Here is a 20,913-nt window from a genome sequence, read left to right on the forward strand (position 1 = left end):
TACTAAATTTTTAAATTAAAAAAATTATTTATATTTGCACGCTTTTTTAAGTGAGGACAGTAACCCGTAGCTCAGTTAAAGGATTTTTTTCAATTTTTGAAGAAATCTATATAAAAATATACCCTCATAAAGTGTGTTAGTTATGTTTCATAAGCATAATTTTAATTTGTTGTTATGTGGTAATAATTTCAAAAAACACCTTTTTGAGGGTTTTCTACTTTGCAAATCTATAATAAAATTTTTTCAATTACAAAAATTATAATATGTTTTTACTTTAAAAATCAATTACTTACAAAAGTAAAAAACATAAAAAATTACGATTTCTTCATTTTTTTAGAAACATCTTATTGCCATTTTTAAATATTCTTATTAAAAATTATAAAATACTAAAAATTAAATAATAAACATTTTAATTCATTTTTTTGTAACATTACTACTTATTTATTCCTCATTATAAACTCAATTTTATAAATCACCTCGTTTGTCAACTTTTTAAGTAATTTTTCATCGTAAAAACTCAATCGTAAACTTTCGGAAAATGTAGATAACTTGATAGAAGCCAATCCTCTACGTTTTTGAAAATAAGATTGTTTTATTTTTACTTCTTGTATTTTATCTACTCGTAAATAGGTAGTTGTCAAATCCCAAACACCGCTTTTGAGTATAATAAAATCGTCTTTCAGGAAAAGTTTTTCATTTCTGTATGAAATATAAATAAGCAACAAAATAAGGAAAAATAAAGATATTGGAATCCACGTAAATTGCAATATATCAATAAAATACATTGTTAAAAGAACTGTTAAAAGAACAAAAAACAAATACATTGCCCGAATGATAACTTTCCGAAAACTCGGGCGATAAAATTCTTTTACTTCTTGAAAATCCTTATCGTATATAAATCGAAATAATTTTCTCATTTCCAAAGCATTAATGCCAGGAATTAGTAAACCTTGCCTCTTTCTCTCTTTGTTTTTGGAAGAATCAATCTGTGAAATATGTACTTCAAACAAATTCATCAAATTCTGAAAATAATTTTGCTGAAAATGAATCATTTGTACTTTTTTCGGCGGAACTGCTACAATGTGTGAGTTTAAAAGTCCGTATGAAGCTAACAATCGGTTGTTTTTAATTTCTATTTTGTAATTATAATACGTTAATAATGTGCGTATTAAATTAAAACCAATAACAAAAAGTATCAAAATAAACAAGAAAAAAATCCAAAAAAATGTGGCTGAAATTGTATTTGAAAATTCAGATATTTGATTGACAAAATCGGAACGTTTTTCGTAAAATATATCAGTAATAGAGTCAATTATTTGATATGAAAAAGCAAACATTAACGATAATGTGTATAAATAATTTTGCGTAACTCCGATTTTAAATAAAGTTAAAATACTTATTTTCAGTGAAGTAAAATTGTCATTTGCTTCCAAATTTTCATCAGTAATTGCGACCTTATCAGCTTCGGAAAAAATTTGCTTTTCTGTTAAAATATCCTTGATAACCAAAGCTTTATGATAATCTATACCATTAATTGATATTTCCACTTTATCGCTTCCTGCCGTGTCTATATCCACTTTATAAAGTCCTACAATTTTATGTATAAACTTCTGATTTAGATGTACTTCGTGAATTTTATCAAACTTAACCACTGTTTCTGATTTGTTCAACCAACCTTCACGGATAATCAATTCATCTCCAATAATTTGATATGAAAAATATTTGTATTTTATATATTGAAAAATGAAGATAAAAATACTGATTACTAAAAATATAGCTAAAAAAATTAAGAAAAATTGAAGTTTATCATCAGAATTATTTCCTTTTTTGAAAAGAAATAAGGCAAAAGCACCCCAAAAGATTTTAAAATTACTCCAAAAAGATTTTGCCAAAACTAACCAAAACGCCCTTTTTGAAAGTTTATTCGGAATTGAAAAATCATAATTCATCATACTCATTTTCAGTAGTTTCAATACGATTTAACAAAAAACCCTTCCAGCGTTCAGCTTCCTGTAAAGACAATCCAGGGATAGAAATATCACCATTGGAAGAAGCCGTATACAGACATAAAGTAGCTATTCCCAAGCGTTTAGCATACCAACCCTGTTTGATAGTAATATGCTGTAAACGAACATAAGGAATTATGTGTGTTACTTGAAAAACAATGCCAGATTTATAAATAGCATCGTGCTGACGAAAAGCATATTTTTTATACTTGTAACTTACTAAAATATAAATTATTAAAAATAAAAAAATCAGAAAAACAGCAATAATAGCATAATATTTTTCTACCACATCAAAAAGAAAAAATATTGCCAATAAAAATGCTAATCCAATTCCTAAAGCAATAAGAGCATTCATTTGAGCTATTTTTTTATAGTCAGAATGTAGATTAGTTAATGATATTTGCTCATAATCAGGAATTTGGTTGATAGTAACTAAATCGTTCATAAATAAAATACTTGGTAAAAATGAAAACAAAAATACTAAAAATTGCGAGATTATCGTAAAATCTCGCAATTTTATTATTTGTTTTTAGTTAATAATTTTTTTAAAATAGCCTCAAAATTATCTGATTTTATAAAATTTTGCCTCTTTTTATTAACGTGAATTATTTCTAAAAATCCCATTTCGGATAAGGTTTTGAGATCAGTTCTGGCTGTGTAATTAGAAACCTGAAATCTTGATTCTACTTCTTTGATAGTCATTATTCTATCTGCATCATCACTAAATATTTTTAAAATTTCTGCCATTCGTTCATTAACACCGCCTATTTTCAAAAATTGAGCAGATTGCATCACTTGTTTTTGTTTTTTAGCAATATATTGCTTCAATTCCTCAAAAGACTTTTCCATTGCCTTTATGTGATAAGTTATAAAATAACTTAAATCATTATCATCTATTTCAGTATATAAATAAGCTTTTTCGTATTGATTTTTAGTATTTTTGATTACTTTTGAAATGGTAAGATATTCTGTAAGCCAATACCCTTTTTTTAGCATATACCAATAGAAAATAGCTCTTGCCGTTCGTCCGTTTCCATCAACAAAAGGATGAATCCACCCTAACATAAAATGCAAAATACAAGCCTTCAAAATAGGATGAATGAAATTTTTATCATCTTTATTAAAAAAAGTAAACAAATCATCAAGTAAATCAGAAATTTCTGTAAAACAAGGAGGTGTGTGAACCACTTCTGAATTGGAATAATTAACTACATAAATATCATTCGTGTCTCTTAATTTTCCTTCATACAATTCATTATCTAATGTATCGTTTGTTAACAACTTATGCAGGTATAAAAAATTTTCTAATGAAATTTCTTGTTCCTTATTGGCAACGATATACTTCATAGCCAAAAAATTATTAAAAATCATTTGTTCAGACTTATTTTTTGGTTTTTTCTGTTGCTGAATCATTTTTTTTGCTTTTTGTCGGGTGGTATTAGCTCCTTCCATTTGGCTACTTGAAATGGATTCTTCAATAAGCGAAGAAATAATAAATTTATTTTTATCGGTATCGGCTATACCTATGTTACTACCCAATATTCCACCAAAATACATATCAAAAAAATGCAAATTTTTTTGTATGTAATCAGTAATAACATACGAAAATTGATAGTTTCCAAATTTTACAAATTTTGATTTGATGAAACGGTATCTCTTTATTATCCCCCAAAGTTTTTCAGTTGGTAAATTTGTCTTTTTGTATTTAATTTTATCCCAATAGAGATAATCATCTTGAATTTTTTTCAAAATTCCCTCATTTTCAGCCTCCACCATTAAAGAAATTGATGCAGTATCTGTATTCTTTATATCGAAAAAAGGTGCTTTCTCTAACATAATCTGCCTTTAATAAAGCACAAAAATAATAAAAATTGCGAGATTATCGTAAAATCTCGCAATTTTGCTACATCGTGGTAGACATTTATTTTGATTGAAAAACAAAAACCTCAGAGCAAGTAAAACAAGTCTGAGGTTATAAAAATCTTTTTTTAAAGTGCAGCATTAAAGCAGATTAATCTGAATAATGGGACACTGTGTAGGTACTTACTCTACCTCTTTTTCTATAACTTTATAATAACGAATATTTTCTATAAGAGCCACAACCACTTTTATTTTTGAAGCTGAATAATCAATTAAATATAGTAATTTAACAATACCTAAAAATCAACTAATTCTATTTTCAATAAATAGGTTTTCAGAGAAACATCAGGATTATTTCTACAAGCATATTCCAAAGATTTATCAATAGAATTAGCTATAATACAGCCTTTTACAATATTATTAGGAAATTTTTCTTTCAAAAGCCCTATATACATAGAAACTTGACCAAAAGTATTATATTTGGCTTCCCCTTTTTTAAGTTCTACAACTAATAATTCATCTCCTTTTTTAAGTAAAACATCTATTTCTTTTCCTTCTATTTGGTATTTTTCTCCTTCCAAAGTATATTCAGGGAAAAGACTATCTATCTGATAAATAAGAGTTGATTGTAAGTTTCGTTCGCTATCAAAACTATTTTCTTTTTGAAATTTTTTTACCAATTCTGCATAATTTTCAGGATTGGCTACAAACTTCAAATAAGCATTGATAGCTGCTCTGTTCGTACCATTGCTCAAATCTCCAAAATCAGCATATTTGCCTTCTTTATTATATAATTCGGCAATTGGTCGTAACACCTCTAATGAGGTTATTTTATAAATATTTATACTTTTCTTTTCATTTACTTGAAAATGTTTACTAATTCTGTTAATGGAAGTAACGTAACTATAAGCTGTTCTTTCTGTTTTACCTTCTTTGATTTCCAGCCAATTTTGAAATGTTGATTGCATATTTTAATAATTTAAATATTAATGATTTTTTATAAAAAAAACGTGAACTTTCGTCTTTACTTGTAAGTGAGGGAGTCCAAGCCCTGTACAACAAAGTAAAGCAAAAGCCCACGCCAAAACGTGAGCGTTATGCTTAAACCTCCCTGTTGTACATTGAAATTTTGGACTTTTCACTTACAGGTTCGTTAGCAAACGCAATATTGTTATGTTAATCTAAAAATTTATATAATTTTATACTTTATTCTAATGTTTTAAGTTGCAAACATAATAAAAATTTCTATTCATTTCATCCCACCAACTCAAAATCCAATTGTTTTTTGATTAAATCCGTGTTTTTTACGCGTACAACTACTTCATCACCAAGTTGATACACATTTTTAGTAACCTCCCCTACCAAAGCGTATTGTTTCTCATCAAAAATGTAATAGTCGTCCTTAATATCTCGGGTTCTGACCAAACCTTCACACTTATTTTCAACAATTTCCACATAAATTCCCCATTCGGTAACTCCTGAAATCACGCCTTTAAAATGCTGATTCTTATGATTTTCCATATATTTTACCTGCATATATTTGATGGAATCACGCTCGGCTGATGCTGCCAAATTTTCCATTTGGGAAGAATATTTGCATTTCGTTTCGTAAACTTCCTGTTTTTCAGAAGGTTGATTATCTAAATATTTCTGCAGCAATCGGTGTACCATCACATCGGGATAACGACGAATGGGCGAAGTAAAATGCGTGTAAAAATCAAACGCCAAACCATAATGACCTATATTTTCCGTTGAATATGAGGCTTTTGCCATCGAACGAATGGCAAGCGTATCCACCAAATTCTGTTCCTTTTTGCCTTTTACTTCTTCCAAAAGCGAATTTAACGAATGCGTGATGGTTTTTCTGTCCTTCATATTGATGCCATAACCGAAACGCGAAATCACCCCATTGAGCTGCATCAATTTTTCGTCATCAGGCTCATCGTGAACACGATACACAAACGTTTTTTTCTGCTTAGCAACAAATTCCGCTACTTTTCGGTTAGCCAAAAGCATAAATTCCTCAATGAGTTTGTTGGCATCTTTGCTTTCTTTGAAATACACTCCCGTAGGATTGTCATTTTCATCCAAATCGAATTTTACCTCAATCTTATCGAACGAAATGGCTCCCAATCGCATTCGTTTGGCACGCAGCTTTTTAGCTAAATCATTGAAAGTTTTCAAGACATTAGCATATAGCGTATAGCGTATAGTTTGCTCATCATCAGTACTATTCGCTAAATCCTGTTCGCTATTCGCTTCAATTATTTCCTGTGCTTCTTCGTAAGTAAATCGATGGTCTGATTTGATAACGGTTCGTCCTATCCACGTATTGAGGATTTCCGCTTTTTTATTCATTTCAAAAACGGCTGAAAATGTGTATTTTTCCTCATTCGGACGCAACGAACAAGCAAAATTCGACAACACTTCCGGAAGCATCGGCACTACCCTATCCACCAAATAGACGGAAGTGGCTCGGTTGTAGGCTTCTTCATCTAAAATCGTTCCTTCTTGCACGTAATGCGAAACATCGGCAATATGCACCCCAATTTCATAATTTCCATTTTCCAAAATTTGAAACGAAAGGGCATCGTCAAAATCTTTGGCATCTTTCGGGTCGATAGTGAAAGTCAGTATGTTACGCATATCACGGCGTTTGGCAATTTCTTCCGAAGTAATGGAAGTATCCAATTGTTTTGCAAAGGCTTCCACTTCCTCAGCAAAAGCATAAGGCAGACCGTATTCTGCTAAAATAGAGTGCATTTCGGTGGTTTGCTCACCGGGTTTTCCGAGAATTTGTTCAATCACCCCGAAAGGCGAATTGGATTTTCCTTCCCATTTTTCAATACGAACGATGACTTTATCGCCGTTTTCAGCTCCGTTAATGTCGTTTTTCGACACGAAAATATCGGTGTACATTCGGTGGTCGGTGGGTAGTACGAAAGCAAAATTTTTCTGCATTTGCACCACTCCCACAAAACGCATCTTTTTACGTTCGATGATTTTGGTTACTTCGCCTTCCAATTTGTTTCCTTTTCTGAATCGTGGGAAAATATAGACCTCAACCAAATCGCCGTACAGGGCTTTGTTGAGCATATTCGAAGGTACAAAAACATCAGTATCTAACTCATCAACAACTACATAGGCATTTCCGCGAGAAGTAATATCCACCACACCCGTGTAATAATTCTGATTCGGAAGGGCTTTGTATTTTCCGCGTTCCACCTCCAAAATTTTCTTTTTTTCTTTGAGCTGTACCAAACGTTTGATGAGTATATCACGCCCCGAAGCATCGGAAATATTGAGCTTTGCCGCAATCTGTTTGTAGTTAAAACTCTCATTCTGATGCGTTTCCAATACAGAAAAGATGCCTTTGGTGAGTTCGTGCTTTTTAACTTTTGTTATTTTCTTTTTTCGTTTTGTCATAGTTTTTATTATTTGTAAAATATTTCTCTCCACAGAGAAATCTAACAAAATTCTGTGGATAATTTCTGATTCCTAAAAAATATCTTTTCTATAAAAATACATACTTTTGTAGAATCAGTTTCGTTTGCTTGAAATTCAAAGATACACAAAAAAATTGGAACATACAATGAAACAAAATTGATTGTATTTTCTAACAAATGTTTTTAACAATTAAATTTTAAAGAATAAAAAAAAATTTTTTCATTAAAAAAATAGGGTTGTTATTATTATTCTGTTGAAATGATGAAAAAATAAAATATCTAAGATTTGCTTTTTTGAGTAATAATAGTTTATAAATAGTTATTAACAATTTTTATTTATCTAATTCTGCTTAAAATCAGATATTTATATATCATTGTTAATAACTTATTTTAAAAATGAACAGCTTCTTTTTGATAAGTTTTATGCTTTAAAATTGTTGATAACTATTGAATAAGTATGCATATTTTTACGAAAAATAAATTTGCTTTTTTCTCTTTCGTGTCTGTATATACAACTTGCTGGAAAAAGCAAATTTTTTATCCGATTTTTACTTGAAAAGTTATCCACAATTTAACATTTTTCGACTCTATTTATTTTCAATAAGTTAATAAAAGTTATTTACAAGGGTGTTGATAGCCTTGAAATTGTTTTTTGCTTCGCTCAGTAAAAAGAATTTTTTCTGTATGTGTTTAATAATATTTTGAAAAAAATAAATTATAAATCAATACAATTTATTGAATCTTACCAACGTATTTTTATACATTAAATATCTCATAAATAGTAAATTATTGTTTTAGAAAGAATATTATTTTCTGATAATCTTTTTCATTGGAAATGAAGAATTCTTTCTTTTTACTAAAAAAAATATTTTTTTTAAGTATAATCATTAGTTTTTTTGAAAAAAATATCTTAACTTTAACCTCGAAAAAATATGAAAATTTTAACTTAAAATTTTGAAAAAACTTAAACTCTAAAAATATAATAATCAATCTGTTGTTATTTTTTATTATGTTAAAAACACAACTTCTATGCTTTCTATTTTAAAAACAGATACGTTACTACAAAAATTTGCCGATAAAATTCAATTTAGGCACGCTCATTTTCTGCAAAGGGCAAAGATGATGCAAGGCGATTGTACAAAACTTTCCGATAATTTGAATTCACATTTATTTTACGGATTGCATTTTACGGAAAACAGATGGATTTTACGCGAATGGGCTCCGAATGCTATAAAAATTTATTTTTTATTTGATAAGAATGATTGGCAACCTGATGAAAAATACGCTTTCCGAAAAATAGATAATGAAAATTGGGAAATTTCTCTACCAAAATCGGAACTTTCGCACGGTGATTTGTACAAATTATATGTAGAATGGCAAGGAGGTGGAGCGGAAAGGCTTCCTTCGCACGTACAACGTGTGGTTCAGGACGAATACACCAAAGTTTTTTCTGCACAAGTTTGGCAACCTCAGCCTTATCAGTGGAAAAATAAACGTCCAAATGCTGATGAAGCACCTTTAATTTATGAAACTCATATCGGAATGGCTTCTGAACTTCGCAAAGTGGCTACTTTCACGGAGTTTCGGTTATTTGTCTTGCCTCGCATTGCCGAGTTGGGCTACAATACCATTCAACTGATGGCAATTCAGGAACATCCGTATTACGGCTCATTTGGTTATCAGGTGGCGAATTTTTTCGCGGTGAGTTCCCGTTTCGGAACGCCCGAAGAACTTAAAGAACTGATAGACACGGCTCACGGATTAGGCATAAAAGTAATTTTGGACATCGTGCATTCGCATTCGGTAAGTAATGAGTCGGAAGGTTTGGGCTATTTCGATGGCACGGATTATCTGTATTTCCATTCGGGAGAGCGAGGAAAACATCCGCAGTGGGATTCGCGTTTGTTCGATTATGGAAAACCACAAGTGCTTAATTTTCTGCTTTCTAACTGTAAATATTGGTTGGAAGAATTTCAGTTTGACGGTTTCCGATTTGATGGCGTAACCAGTATGATTTACCTTGACCACGGATTGGGAAAAGCCTTCACGGAATATTCTTTATATTACGATGGAAATCAAGATGTTGATGCGATAACATATCTGACATTGGCAAATAAAGTGATTCACGAAGTATATCCGAAAGCCATCACGGTTGCCGAGGAAATGAGCGGAATTCCAGGTTTGGCGTTTCCTATTGAAGGAGGCGGAATGGGTTTTGATTATAAAATGCATATGGGCGTTCCCGATTATTGGATAAAACTTTTGGAAGATTATAAGGATGAAGATTGGCACGTGGGCGATATTTATTACGAACTGACTAACAAGCGTTTGGAAGAAAAAACCATCAGTTATGCCGAAAGCCACGATCAAGCCTTAGTGGGCGACAAAACGATTTTTTTCCGTTTGACGGATAAGGAAATTTACTCAGGAATGGGTATTTTCGACCAAAATATGGTGATTGACAGAGCCATAGCCCTGCATAAGATGATTCGTTTGGTAACTATTGCCACGGCAGGAGGCGGTTATTTGGCTTTTATGGGCAACGAATGGGGGCATCCCGAATGGATTGATTTTCCGCGTGAAGGAAATCATTGGAGTTACGACCACGCTCGTCGTTTGTGGAGTTTGCTTGATGATGAAAATCTGAAATTCAAGTATTTGAATAATTTTGACAAAGCGATGATTCATTTCGTCAGGGAAAATAATTTGTTGGAAAAAATGCCTAACATTTTGGTTCGGGATATTGAACGTCAGATTTTAGCCTTTGAGCGAGGCGGATTTTTGTTTGTGTTTAATTTCAATCCGTCCAAATCGTTTAATAATTATGAATTTGAAGTAGAAGCAGGAAAATACACCTATGTTTTAAATTCGGATAATCCGAGTTTTGGCGGACAAAATCGTATTGATGAAAACGTGGAACATTTTACGCAGTACAAATACCAAAAAAATTTGATTAGCTTGTATCTTCCGTCAAGGCTATCTATTGTTTTGAAAATGAATAATTAACAATGAGCAATGAATAATGAACGGATAACGATGAATAATCAAATAAAAATATTTACCACTGATGACGAAAAAATTTCGCTACAAGTTTCCTTAGAAAAGGAGACGGTATGGCTTACGCAATCGCAGATGTGTCAATTATTTGACAGAGAACGTTCCGTCATTACAAAACATATTAGGAATGTCTTCAAAGAAGGAGAACTTGAAGAAAAATCAGTATGTGCAAAATTTGCACATACTGCCTCTGACGGCAAAACCTATCAAGTAGATTATTACAATCTTGATGCTATTTTGTCCGTTGGTTATAGAGTTAGCTCCAAGAGAGCGACGCAATTCCCCCTTTGAAGGGGGTAGGGGGATGTAAATTTTAAGGAAAACATCCTCCGTCTTTCGGACACCTCCTTCAAAAGGAGGATTTTAGAACCCGAACAAAAAGAACTAATCATCCGTTTAACGGAACATTTCATTAACACCTGAATAAAAAAATAAAACAATATGAGTTACTTAACATTCAAAAAGAAAGAACTAATCAACTTGGAGTATTCCCTTGACAGAGAGTTTCTTGGGACAAACCGCGGGGGCGGATACAGTTCCTCTACCCTTGTATTTTGCAACACTCGAAAATATCACGGACTTTTAGTCGTTCCGCTTGAAAATTGCAGAGGTCTGAATCACATTTTGCTTTCTTCGCTCGATGAAACCATCATTCAACACGGACGCGATTTTAACTTCGCCGTACATCAATATGAAAACACCTACGAACCTCGTGGGCATAAGTACATTGTAGATGTTTCCTACGAAAAAGCCTTTACGGTCATCTACCAAGTTGGGGGCGTAACGCTCAAAAAAGAAATTCTGATGGTACACAACGAACCGCAGGTGTTGATTCGTTACACTTTGCTCGAAGCCCATTCCCCTACTAAGCTGAGGTTGAATCCGTTATTGGCATTCCGAGATATTCATTCGCTAAGTAAAGCCAATGATTTGGCAAACAAAAATATCGAGAAAATCGATGGTGGAATTAAAACCAAACTCTATCCCGATTTTCCGTATTTGCATTTACAATTAAGTCAAGAATCTGATTTTGAATATAATCCGAATTGGAATTACAATATTTTCTACAAGAAAGAAAAAGAACGCGGATACGATTATACGGAAGATTTGCTTACCTTGGGTTATTTCGAGTTGAATATTAAAAAGGGCGAAAGCGTTGTATTTTCGGCAAGTACGGAGGAAAACAACAGCAAACAACTCAAACAAAAATTCACCCGAATTTTAAACCAACGCAACGAGCGAAATTCCTTTGAGGAGTGCCTAAATTACTCCGCTACGCAATTCTTAATTCATAAAGCGGGCGAGGTTCGCATCAAGGAAGGTTATCATTGGTATAACAGCAGTACGCGCGACACGTTCATCGCTCTGCCTGGAATTGCTTTGGCTGGAAATACGCAAAAGACTTTTGATGAAGTATTTGCATCAGTCAAGAAATATTTTTCCAACGGACTTTTTGAAAAGACGATAAGCACTCACGTGCCTCATCCTCAGTATGATGCCGATACTTCGCTTTGGTTTTTTTGGACGATTCAGCAATATGAAAAATACGCCAAAAAAACGGCAAAACAACTTTGGAAGGAATTCGGCGAAATGATGCAAACCATTTTGGAAACGTACCGAAACGGACAGCACAAATCCATACGAATGGATAATAACAGGCTCATTTGGTCGGAAGATATTAGCCGTCCGCTCACGTGGTTTGATGCCCAATTTGAAGGCGGAGCAATCGTCCCTCGAAATGGTTACGTAGTGGAAGTTAATGCTTTGTGGTACAATGCCGTATGTTATGCCCTTGCTTTGGCAGAAAGTGCGAAGGACAAGGATTTTCTGAAAGAATGGCAGTCGCTACCTGAGCGAATTGAGGCGAGTTTTATCGAAAACTTTTGGATTGAGGATAAAAAATACTTGGCAGATTATGTGAATTATGCTCACCAAAACCGCGATGTACGTCCGAATCAGTTGATAACCTGTGCGTTGGATTATTCGCCCGTAGGAGAGCGAACCAAAAAGAAAGTGTTAGATATTGTAAAACAGGAATTACTCACTCCCCGAGGGTTACGTTCGTTATCGCCGAAGAATAAAAATTACGAAGGCGTGAGCATCGGAAGTGTCTATAATCGGGATAGGGCGACTTTCAACGGGTCGGTACATCCTTGGTTTATAGGGTTTTTCATTGAGGCAAAGTTGAAACTTTTTGGAGTGAATTATATCAGTGAGGCAGAAAGCATATTGGCAGATTTTGAGGAAGAATTGATAGAACACGGAGTGTGTGGCATTGCAGCGATTTATGATGGAAATCCGCCGTTTGATTCGCGAGGTTGTATTTCCAAAGCCCGAAACGTTGCCGAAATTCTGCGAGCCAAACAATTGATAATGAATTATAAATCGTAGGGAAAGGATATATTCTTTCTGCGATTCCGAGGCGTTAATGTAGGGGTTTATTGTATAAACCCAAACGACCAATGTAGGGGCAAAAAATGTTTCGCCCCTGCGGAAAATACAATCCATAAATGATTAAGGGATGAAAAAAGATACAAAACCATCGAATAAAAACTTACTTTTAGAACTTTCCGCTTTGATAGAAAGCGGTCAGCGAGAGGTAATTAGTTATGCCAACAGCACCCTTACCCTTGTCTTTTGGCAGGTTGGAAAGCGTATCAATGAAGATGTATTAAACAATGAACGAGCTACTTACGGAAAACGGATTGTACCAATGATTGCCAATGAGTTGGAATCGAAATACGGACGTAATTTTATGGAAAAAAATATCCGAAGAATGATGCAGTTTGCAGAGGTATTTCCTGATTTTCAAATTGTCGTTACACTGTCACGACAATTGAGTTGGTCGCAATTTTTGGTGTTAATCCCATTAAAAAACCACGAAGCGAGAATGTTTTATGCCGAGCTTACGGCGAACGAATCGTTGAGTGTTCGAGACCTGCGTAAGCAAATCACTGCCAAAGCCTTTGAGAGAATGCAAATTGCTAATTTACAGGTTCAACAATCGGAAATTATTCCTATAAATACGTTCAAAGACCCCTATCTGTTGGATTTTTTAGGACTTCGAAATGATTATTTGGAAAAAGACATTGAAACGGCTATTTTACATAAATTAGAATCCTTTATTTTAGAGCTCGGAAGAGGGTTTGCCTTTGTAGAACGCCAAAAACGAATGATTATTGATGGAGAAGATTTCTATTTAGACCTTTTGTTTTTCCATAGAAAATTAAAGCGTTTGATTGCCATTGAGCTGAAAATTGGTAAATTCCAAGCTAAACACAAAGGACAAATGGAACTTTACCTCAAATGGTTAAATAAATACGAACGTCAGGAGGGCGAAGAAGCTCCTATCGGACTGATTTTGTGTGCTGAAAATAGCAAGGAACAAGTAGAACTTTTGGAAATTCATAAAGATGGTATTATGGTTGCTGAATATTGGACAGAGCTACCTCCTAAAAAACAATTGGAAAAAAAATTACACGAAGCCTTCATTGAAGCACGTGAGCAGTTTGAAAACAAGGGGTTATTGAATAAATAAAAACGAAATCGGTGAATATGTACGCTACGAAAAAGCGTATAAATGTTCAGGAAAGAAAACCTTTTTTATAAGTAGATATAAATGATAATAATGAGTAATAAAAAACAGATAAGACGTAGAATCTTTATCTTTATAAGAAGAAAATAATTCTACACGTGAAGAAACAAAATCTTCTGATGAAGAGAATATTTCTACTGATGAATATGATGATTATTCTAATAAATTATTTAATTCTTTATTAGAATATAAAAATTCTACTGATGAATATTTTAATTATACATCTGTTTTATTGCGAAATCAATAAGAATAACTATTTTTATAATATAAAAAACAAATTAAGATGAGAAAAAGGTCATTTGCCGAAATCATCACATCGGCACAACTATTAGTAAAAGCCCTTACCGAACGAGGTGAAAATTTGCCTGTGGGTGTTACTGCTCAAATGCGTGACAAACTAAACACTGCCTACCAAAAAGCAGCGGAAGTCAATGTAGAACAGGAAAAACTCAAAGCCCAACTCAAAGAAAAAACCGCCGAGTTGGAAAAACATATTGCCGAAACGGAAGAGGTGTATGCCTTTTTGAAAAAATACATCAAAATGGGCGAACCGCAAGAACGTTGGCGAGAGTTTGGTTTTGAGGATAAACGATAGGGAAAGGATATATGCTTTCCGCAAATGTGGGACGTTATGTAGGGGTTTATTGTATAAACCCAAACGACCAATGTAGGGGCAAAAAATGTTTCGCCCTAATAGAACGAAAAAACAGAATTTAAAATCGTAAAAAATGGGATTAAATATAGCTGGTTTACTAACCAATCGTAAAATTGATGAACAAGAAATTTGTCATCTTATAGAGAATGAAATTACCTATTCTGGTGAAGTAGGTTTTGAAGAGGCTACGAGTAGTTTTCGTGATGAAAATACAATTGATGTATTACAAACTGAAAAAGGTACTTTGATTTTCACAGAAATGGGATTTCCGCTTCATATTTCGGATTTTAAAGGAGAAATCATTCAATTTATCATTTCAGACGTTTCGGATACCTACTATTTTGAGAAATATACCAACGGGAATCTCGACCGAAAGTATATTTATTCACAGGGAGAAATTTTTGAAGATGAAGGCGAAGGCATCATAAAAGAAGATGAGGATATGATGGATTTGGTCTGGGAATTTTGCGAGAAATATCTTCAAAATAATTTTTCGGAAACAATGTTTGGGCAAAAATTTAAGCGTTATTCGTTTGCGTAAAAGGCAAAATATATCTCGCCCCTATAATGATAAACAATATAAATATACTAATATGAAGAGAATCATTACAGTAGTAATATTTATGCTTTTGGTTGTTTTTTTACAATCTTGTACCATAAATACGGAATTTATTTTTCATAAAGACAATACTATTTCCACTACGTTGGAAGTCGAAGTAAAATCCGATTCGATAGGAAACGTAAATTCAAATGATAAAAAGCTTCCGAGAGAATGGACAAGCCTCTACGATTTTGCTGTACAAGAAGGAAAAAACGTTCCGCCGGATTCCGTAGATGTTTTAAAACGTATATCTACAAAAGGACTGTATAAGGAGGATAAAAACATCGGTTTTGGACTTCGTTTTGAACGAATGACCGACAATGACTGGAAAGAATTGGGTAAATCTGGAAAACAAGAGGAAAAAATAATTTCTTCCCTAAAACAATCTTCCATAGATTGGAACGGTAAAACGCTGGTACTTAATGTTGAAGAATTATTTAGTGATAACTCGGACAAAGATACGAAACAAAATAAAAAATCAAAAAAGAAATCAGAAGAGGATTTAGGAGAACAAATGGGAACAGCAATGTTAAAGGCTTTTGATATCCAAACAAATATGAATTTCAAATTTGAAAATCCAATCAAATCCATTAAAGGAAAGCATAGAAATTTTAAGCAGATTGATAATCACACGGTTCAGTTTAATTTCAATCTGAAAGATGAAATAAGTCAAGATAATAAAAAGAAAAAATACGATAAGAAGATTATTATTACTACGGAATAAATAATTTTATAGGTATCTATTTGAATTTTCAATCTTAAAAGTAAAATGGAAATGATAATTGAATGATTAGTGTATGTATTATATAAAGTCAAAAAATTTTTCCAAAATGAAATATATATTTCCTATTTATTAGGAAAGATAAACTAAGAGTTAGGAAATCTTTCCCAAAAGAAAATAAAGGTCTCCTAACACTCAGGAAACCTTTCCCAAGCATTGGGAAACATTGACTAAACGTTGGGAAAGCTCTCCCAAAGAGTAGGAAAGATGATTTATTATAAAAAATAGATAGAAAATGAATAAAAACATCAAAAATAGACTATAGTAAACAAAGAAAATGATATGGTAAGCTATAAAATCTTCTTCGTTCATCATAAAAATAAAGAAAACAAATAAAATCAATAGAATTTTAAGTTAGAACACCAAATAAATAAGAGTGATATGAGTGTAAAAGTACTAATGTTCGGTTGGGAATTTCCGCCCCATATCAGTGGCGGACTTGGCACGGCTTGTTACGGCATCGCCAAAGGATTGGCAAAACACAACGTAAATGTCTTATTCGTGATGCCAAAGGCAGGAGGCGATGAAGATAGTTCGGTTGCTGACATCATTAACGCAAGTGATGTGGAAATGCTTCAAAATGTAGAAAACATTGAAGAATTCTGGAAGAACATCAACTTTCTGGAAATCGGCTCGAACCTTGTCCCCTATTTAGATCCTGAAACTTTCGAGAAAGAGAGAAACGCCTATCTGAAAGAAGGTGAAAATAAGGAGAAAATTTCTTTCAGAAATAAATTCCAATTCTCAGGAAAGTATGGTGCAAACTTGATGGAGGAAGTTTATCGCTATGCTATGGTTGCCGGAACGGTGGCAAAGAACAATCAGTTTGATGTTATTCACGCCCACGATTGGCTCACGTACAGTGCGGGAATAGTTGCCAAGAAATTATCAGGAAAACCACTGGTTGTTCACGTACACGCTACGGAATATGACCGCGGCGGGGAACACAATCGAAATACTTTGGTGTATAACATTGAAAAACAGGGAATGGAAGCTGCTGACATTGTCGTTACGGTGAGCAACTGGACACGCAACATCGTGGTTGAGAAGTACGGAATCAATCCGGAGAAGGTTATCACGGTGCACAATGCGGTTGATTTTTCGGCAGAGACCACCGAAAAGGAAGAACGAGGTGTTAAAGAGAAAATCGTTACTTTTTTAGGAAGAATCACCTTGCAGAAAGGTCCGGAATACTTTGTCGAAGCTGCCGCCAAGGTGCTCAAACGAATGCCCAACGTACGCTTTGTGATGGCAGGGAGCGGCGAAAAGATGAATCCGCTTGTCCGACGCGTGGCACAGCTGGGCATCGGAACGAAATTCCATTTCACGGGCTTTCTCAAAGGGGGCGAAGTGCAAAGAATGTTCCGTTATAGTGATGTGTATGTGATGCCTTCGGTTTCGGAGCCTTTCGGGATTTCGCCTTTGGAAGCGATGCGTTCGGGCGTGCCTACCATCATCTCGAAACAGTCGGGCGTAGCTGAGGTTTTAGATCACGCCATCAAAGTTGATTATTGGGATATTAACGCCTTAGCCGACGCCATTTACGGCATCCTCTCCTATCCTACGCTCGCCGAATATATGTCGCACAAAGGTTATGATGAGGTCAATCAACTCAAATGGGAAAACGCTTCCTTAAAGCTCAAAACCATTTACGAGATGCTTGCAAGGTAAGGAAAGAATGACCAATCAGTAAAATTAGAAAACTGTAAGATGGCAGAAAATAAAAAAGAATCAAGAAATATCAACATAAAAACAAACAACGATATGAAGAAATCAGTTTGTATGTATTTTCAAATACATCACCCCGAACGACTTAGAAAATATCATTTTTTTGATATAGGAAAGAAACACAATTATTTTGACAATTACGCCAATCGTTCCGAATTGGAAGAACTTGCCGAAAATTGCTATCTCCCTGCCAATGCTTTGCTATTGGATTTAATCAAAAAATACAACGGAAAGTTCAAGGTTGCCTTTTCCATTTCGGGTTCGGCAATCGACCAATTAAATATGCACACTCCGGAGGTAATCCGCTCGTTTCAAGAGCTTGCCGAGACGGGTAATGTGGAATTTCTGGCGGAAACGTATTCGCATTCGTTGGCTTCACTTTCGGAAGACGATGACGAGTTTGAACAACAAGTAAAACGCCACGTTGCCACGATAAAAACCCTTTTCGGCAAGAAGCCCGTAACTTTCCGTAATACGTCTTTGATTTATTCGGATAAAATCGGGGAGCGTGTAGCCAAACTCGGCTTCAAAACGATGCTTACCGACGGAGCGAAACACATCTTAGGTTGGAAAAGCCCGAATTTCGTGTATAAAAATCCGGTGGACGAAAACTTAAAATTATTACTCAAAAACAGTAAATTAACTGACGATATCGCCATTCGGTTTTCCAACACACAATGGAGCGAATATCCGCTTACTTCCGAGAAATATATCTCGTGGGTCAAACACAGTTTGGCAGAAACCGAAGTGGTTAATTTGTTTATGAATTATGACGTGATTGGGCATTATAATCGCAAAGAAAGTGGCATTTTTGACTTTTTGGAATATTTCGTGAAAAATATGATGGAAGACGATGATTATCAGTTTCTTCTTCCGAAAGAAGTAGTAAAAAAACACAGTCCGAAAGATGTTTTGCACGTTCCGTTCCCCATTTCGTGGACAGACGAAGAACGCGACACTACTTCGTGGCTCGGAAACGAATTGCAGCAAGAAGCATTCAATCAGTTATTTAAAATTCAGCCTTTGGTTAAAAAGAAAAAAAATCCCGAACTTTCAGACGATTACAGCCGTTTGCAAGGTAGTGAACATTTCTATCATATGCGGACAAAATTATTCTCCACCTCGGATTATCACAAGTATTTTTCGCCCTATGATTCTCCTTATGAAGCATTTATCAATTATATGAATATTCTGAGTGATTTTGAGGTTCGTTTGGAAGGGAAGTAATTTTTTAACAGAATGTAAAAACTGCTGTGGTGTAGAAAACTACGGCAGTTTTTTTATGGACTAATAATCTTTTTGAAAGAAAATTTTCCAATAAATTTATTTTTATTAAGTTTAAATAATTACATTTGTACGCTCAAAAAAATTTAACTAATTAAATATTTTATAACGATGAAAAAAATAAGTTTTATGTTGGGGTTAGTCTTTTTGGGGCTAACAACTACCTTTGTATCTTGCGACAAGGATGACAAAAAAGAAATCGAAAAACCTGCTTATAAGGAGATTAAAATAGACAAAAATAGCTTAACACTTTCGATAGGAAATAGCGAAACCCTTGAAATTACCGAAGGAAATGGCGGATACAAAGTAACATCTTCTGATGATAGTAAAGTTTCTGCTTCTGTAAAAAATAATACACAGATAGTGGTAGAGGGCAAGAAATCGGGGGAGGTTACCCTAACAGTAACAGATGCACAAAACAAACAAGCTTCTGTAAAAGTAGTTGTTTTTGAATCAATTGCTTTGGATAGCAAAACAGTTATTGCAAAGAAAGGGACTCAAAAAACAGTTGCTATTCAATCAGGTTCAGGGACTTATTCTGTGGATTCAAAAGATAAAACCATCGCTACGGCAACTCTTAGCGGAACAACCTCTGTTGTAATTTCGGCAGTGTCTAACGGAAATACTACCATCGTGGTAACGGATACTAAAACGAACAAAACGGAAGAAATTGCAGTAACGGTTTCTGAACTTTCTGTTGCCAAAAATGCAGTTGAATTGAAAGTCGGTGCCACTGAAAATGTAGCGATTACATCAGGTTCAGGGACTTATGAAATTTCTTCTGATAAAGAAAATGTGGCTTCTGCAGAAATTATTAATGGCGAGGTAAAAGTTAGTGCAAAAGCTGCTGGTACTGCGACAATTACACTTACTGATGGGCAAACAGATGAGACACAGGAGATTTCCGTAAAAGTAATGGAAGAATTACGAATGGAAAAAGAAACATTATCGGTAAAAAACAAAGACCACGAAGTTATCAATATTTTAGGAGTTGATAACACTAATGGAGATTATCAGTTTGAGATTAGTACCCAGCCTGCCGATGTGGTTGAAGTTAAGTCACAATGGTTTGATGCCACACAAGGTCATCATCTGAAGGTAACAGGTTTAAAACCGGGAGAAGCTACCGTTACCGTAAAAGACAAACAAACCAATCAGGTTGTTACTTTTAAAGTTGTTGTTACGCCGGCTGATTTCTTCTTACCTAAAACCGAAGTATCGCTTGTTGTGCCAGCAAGTGAAACCATAAACATACAAGGCAACGGGCAATATGAAGTTATCTCAGAAAATGAATCAATAGCTAAGGCAACAGAAAATAACGGAGTACTCACTATTGTGACTGTGAGTGAAGGTTCTACCAACATTAATGTAAAAGACATTATAAAGAATGAAACCAAAACTATTGCAGTAACGGTAACTGTAAAATCTTCATTTACCGTAGAGGCAAACGGAACTTTAACAGCAGTTGACCCCTCAGCTATTGTTGCTGAGATGGTAATTCCTAAAAATGTGAAAAAGATTAAATATCAACTTTTTTATAATCACAATAGAGATATTATTGAAAGCGTTACAATGGAGGGGATTGAAGAGATAGGTTCTTTTGATTTTGCTTTACAGAAAAAATTAACTAAGGTTATATTAGGAGATAAAGTGAAAAGTATTGGAAATATTGCTTTTGCGTCTTCTACAAAATTAAGTGAAGTTAAAATTAAAGCACAGATTCCTCCTACATTGAAAGGGAATCCTTTTGGTAATATCTCAAAGACAAAAGTATTAAAAGTTCCAATAGGTACAAAAGAGACTTACCATGCGTCGGATTGGGGTAAATTTTTCAAGAGTGAAGAAATCATTGAAGAAAATTAATTCATATAAACACAAAAATAAGAGGAGAATTTTCAAT

Annotated in this window: 15 protein-coding genes; 10 read left to right on the top strand and 5 right to left on the bottom strand. The window is 34.0% G+C overall.

Annotated elements, in window-relative coordinates; all coding sequences use genetic code 11:
- Positions 1-437: 437 nt before the first annotated feature.
- From GN105_RS04830 to rnr, 5 genes are all read right to left on the bottom strand, one after another.
- Positions 438-1,958 carry a PH domain-containing protein gene (locus tag GN105_RS04830; RefSeq protein ID WP_155284269.1) on the bottom strand — a complete coding sequence of 507 codons (1,521 nt, stop codon included), beginning with the start codon at positions 1,956-1,958 and terminating at the stop codon, positions 438-440.
- Positions 1,939-2,451 (bottom strand): PH domain-containing protein, encoded by a 513-nt coding sequence (locus GN105_RS04835; protein ID WP_155284270.1) that lies wholly within the window; start codon positions 2,449-2,451, stop codon positions 1,939-1,941. The genes GN105_RS04830 and GN105_RS04835 overlap by 20 nt, the downstream gene beginning before the upstream one ends.
- Positions 2,452-2,525: 74 nt before the next feature.
- Positions 2,526-3,842, bottom strand: a complete 1,317-nt coding sequence (locus tag GN105_RS04840) for a Fic family protein (RefSeq protein WP_155284271.1) — start codon at positions 3,840-3,842, stop codon at positions 2,526-2,528.
- A gap of 320 nt (positions 3,843-4,162) precedes the next feature.
- Positions 4,163-4,834: an endonuclease NucS domain-containing protein gene (locus GN105_RS04845; protein WP_155284272.1), complete on the bottom strand. Its 672-nt coding sequence runs from the start codon at positions 4,832-4,834 to the stop codon at positions 4,163-4,165.
- A 286-nt stretch (positions 4,835-5,120) separates the two neighbouring features.
- Positions 5,121-7,292, bottom strand: coding sequence for a ribonuclease R (gene rnr, locus GN105_RS04850; RefSeq protein ID WP_155284273.1), 2,172 nt, complete (start codon positions 7,290-7,292; stop codon positions 5,121-5,123).
- A gap of 1,049 nt (positions 7,293-8,341) precedes the next feature.
- Here rnr and GN105_RS04855 point away from each other — a divergent pair.
- The 10 genes from GN105_RS04855 to GN105_RS04900 all read left to right on the top strand — a co-directional run bounded on the left by GN105_RS04855 (position 8,342) and on the right by GN105_RS04900 (position 20,876).
- Positions 8,342-10,318, top strand: a complete 1,977-nt coding sequence (locus GN105_RS04855; protein ID WP_155284274.1) for an alpha-amylase family glycosyl hydrolase — start codon at positions 8,342-8,344, stop codon at positions 10,316-10,318.
- Positions 10,319-10,348: 30 nt separating this feature from the next.
- Positions 10,349-10,660 (top strand): virulence RhuM family protein, encoded by a 312-nt coding sequence (locus tag GN105_RS04860; protein ID WP_155284339.1) that lies wholly within the window; start codon positions 10,349-10,351, stop codon positions 10,658-10,660.
- Positions 10,661-10,810: 150 nt separating this feature from the next.
- On the top strand, positions 10,811-12,760 hold the full coding sequence (locus tag GN105_RS04865; RefSeq protein ID WP_155284275.1) for a glycogen debranching enzyme N-terminal domain-containing protein: 1,950 nt from the start codon (positions 10,811-10,813) through the stop codon (positions 12,758-12,760).
- Positions 12,761-12,890: 130 nt separating this feature from the next.
- Positions 12,891-13,907 carry a PDDEXK nuclease domain-containing protein gene (locus tag GN105_RS04870; RefSeq protein WP_155284276.1) on the top strand — a complete coding sequence of 339 codons (1,017 nt, stop codon included), beginning with the start codon at positions 12,891-12,893 and terminating at the stop codon, positions 13,905-13,907.
- 340 nt (positions 13,908-14,247) lie between these two features.
- Positions 14,248-14,559: a hypothetical protein gene (locus tag GN105_RS04875; RefSeq protein ID WP_013996524.1), complete on the top strand. Its 312-nt coding sequence runs from the start codon at positions 14,248-14,250 to the stop codon at positions 14,557-14,559.
- Positions 14,560-14,692: 133 nt separating this feature from the next.
- Complete coding sequence (locus GN105_RS04880; protein WP_155284277.1) at positions 14,693-15,160, top strand: hypothetical protein; 468 nt, start codon at positions 14,693-14,695, stop codon at positions 15,158-15,160.
- 52 nt (positions 15,161-15,212) lie between these two features.
- On the top strand, positions 15,213-15,944 hold the full coding sequence (locus GN105_RS04885) for a hypothetical protein (RefSeq protein WP_155284278.1): 732 nt from the start codon (positions 15,213-15,215) through the stop codon (positions 15,942-15,944).
- Between the two features lie 438 nt (positions 15,945-16,382).
- A complete protein-coding gene (locus tag GN105_RS04890) occupies positions 16,383-17,672 on the top strand; it encodes a glycosyltransferase family 4 protein (RefSeq protein WP_155284279.1) in 1,290 nt (429 codons plus the stop codon).
- Between the two features lie 93 nt (positions 17,673-17,765).
- Positions 17,766-18,956, top strand: coding sequence for a glycoside hydrolase family 57 protein (locus GN105_RS04895; protein WP_155284340.1), 1,191 nt, complete (start codon positions 17,766-17,768; stop codon positions 18,954-18,956).
- 168 nt (positions 18,957-19,124) lie between these two features.
- Positions 19,125-20,876 (top strand): leucine-rich repeat protein, encoded by a 1,752-nt coding sequence (locus GN105_RS04900; protein ID WP_155284280.1) that lies wholly within the window; start codon positions 19,125-19,127, stop codon positions 20,874-20,876.
- Positions 20,877-20,913 lie beyond the last annotated feature (37 nt).

It is taken from the genome of Capnocytophaga felis (assembly GCF_009684755.1).
Classification (GTDB): Bacteria; Bacteroidota; Bacteroidia; order Flavobacteriales; family Flavobacteriaceae; genus Capnocytophaga; species Capnocytophaga felis.

Bases quoted from the DNA above. Each gene is read 5' to 3' on its own strand.
- GN105_RS04870 (WP_155284276.1), top strand. From the start codon at position 12,891: ATGAAAAAAGATACAAAACCATCGAATAAAAACTTACTTTTAGAACTT.
- GN105_RS04875 (WP_013996524.1), top strand. From the start codon at position 14,248: ATGAGAAAAAGGTCATTTGCCGAAATCATCACATCGGCACAACTATTA.
- rnr (WP_155284273.1), bottom strand. From the start codon at position 7,292: ATGACAAAACGAAAAAAGAAAATAACAAAAGTTAAAAAGCACGAACTC.
- GN105_RS04860 (WP_155284339.1), top strand. From the start codon at position 10,349: ATGAATAATCAAATAAAAATATTTACCACTGATGACGAAAAAATTTCG.
- GN105_RS04835 (WP_155284270.1), bottom strand. From the start codon at position 2,451: ATGAACGATTTAGTTACTATCAACCAAATTCCTGATTATGAGCAAATA.
- GN105_RS04900 (WP_155284280.1), top strand. From the start codon at position 19,125: ATGAAAAAAATAAGTTTTATGTTGGGGTTAGTCTTTTTGGGGCTAACA.
- GN105_RS04830 (WP_155284269.1), bottom strand. From the start codon at position 1,958: ATGAGTATGATGAATTATGATTTTTCAATTCCGAATAAACTTTCAAAA.
- GN105_RS04855 (WP_155284274.1), top strand. From the start codon at position 8,342: ATGCTTTCTATTTTAAAAACAGATACGTTACTACAAAAATTTGCCGAT.
- GN105_RS04865 (WP_155284275.1), top strand. From the start codon at position 10,811: ATGAGTTACTTAACATTCAAAAAGAAAGAACTAATCAACTTGGAGTAT.
- GN105_RS04845 (WP_155284272.1), bottom strand. From the start codon at position 4,834: ATGCAATCAACATTTCAAAATTGGCTGGAAATCAAAGAAGGTAAAACA.
- GN105_RS04890 (WP_155284279.1), top strand. From the start codon at position 16,383: ATGAGTGTAAAAGTACTAATGTTCGGTTGGGAATTTCCGCCCCATATC.
- GN105_RS04880 (WP_155284277.1), top strand. From the start codon at position 14,693: ATGGGATTAAATATAGCTGGTTTACTAACCAATCGTAAAATTGATGAA.
- GN105_RS04885 (WP_155284278.1), top strand. From the start codon at position 15,213: ATGAAGAGAATCATTACAGTAGTAATATTTATGCTTTTGGTTGTTTTT.
- GN105_RS04840 (WP_155284271.1), bottom strand. From the start codon at position 3,842: ATGTTAGAGAAAGCACCTTTTTTCGATATAAAGAATACAGATACTGCA.
- GN105_RS04895 (WP_155284340.1), top strand. From the start codon at position 17,766: ATGAAGAAATCAGTTTGTATGTATTTTCAAATACATCACCCCGAACGA.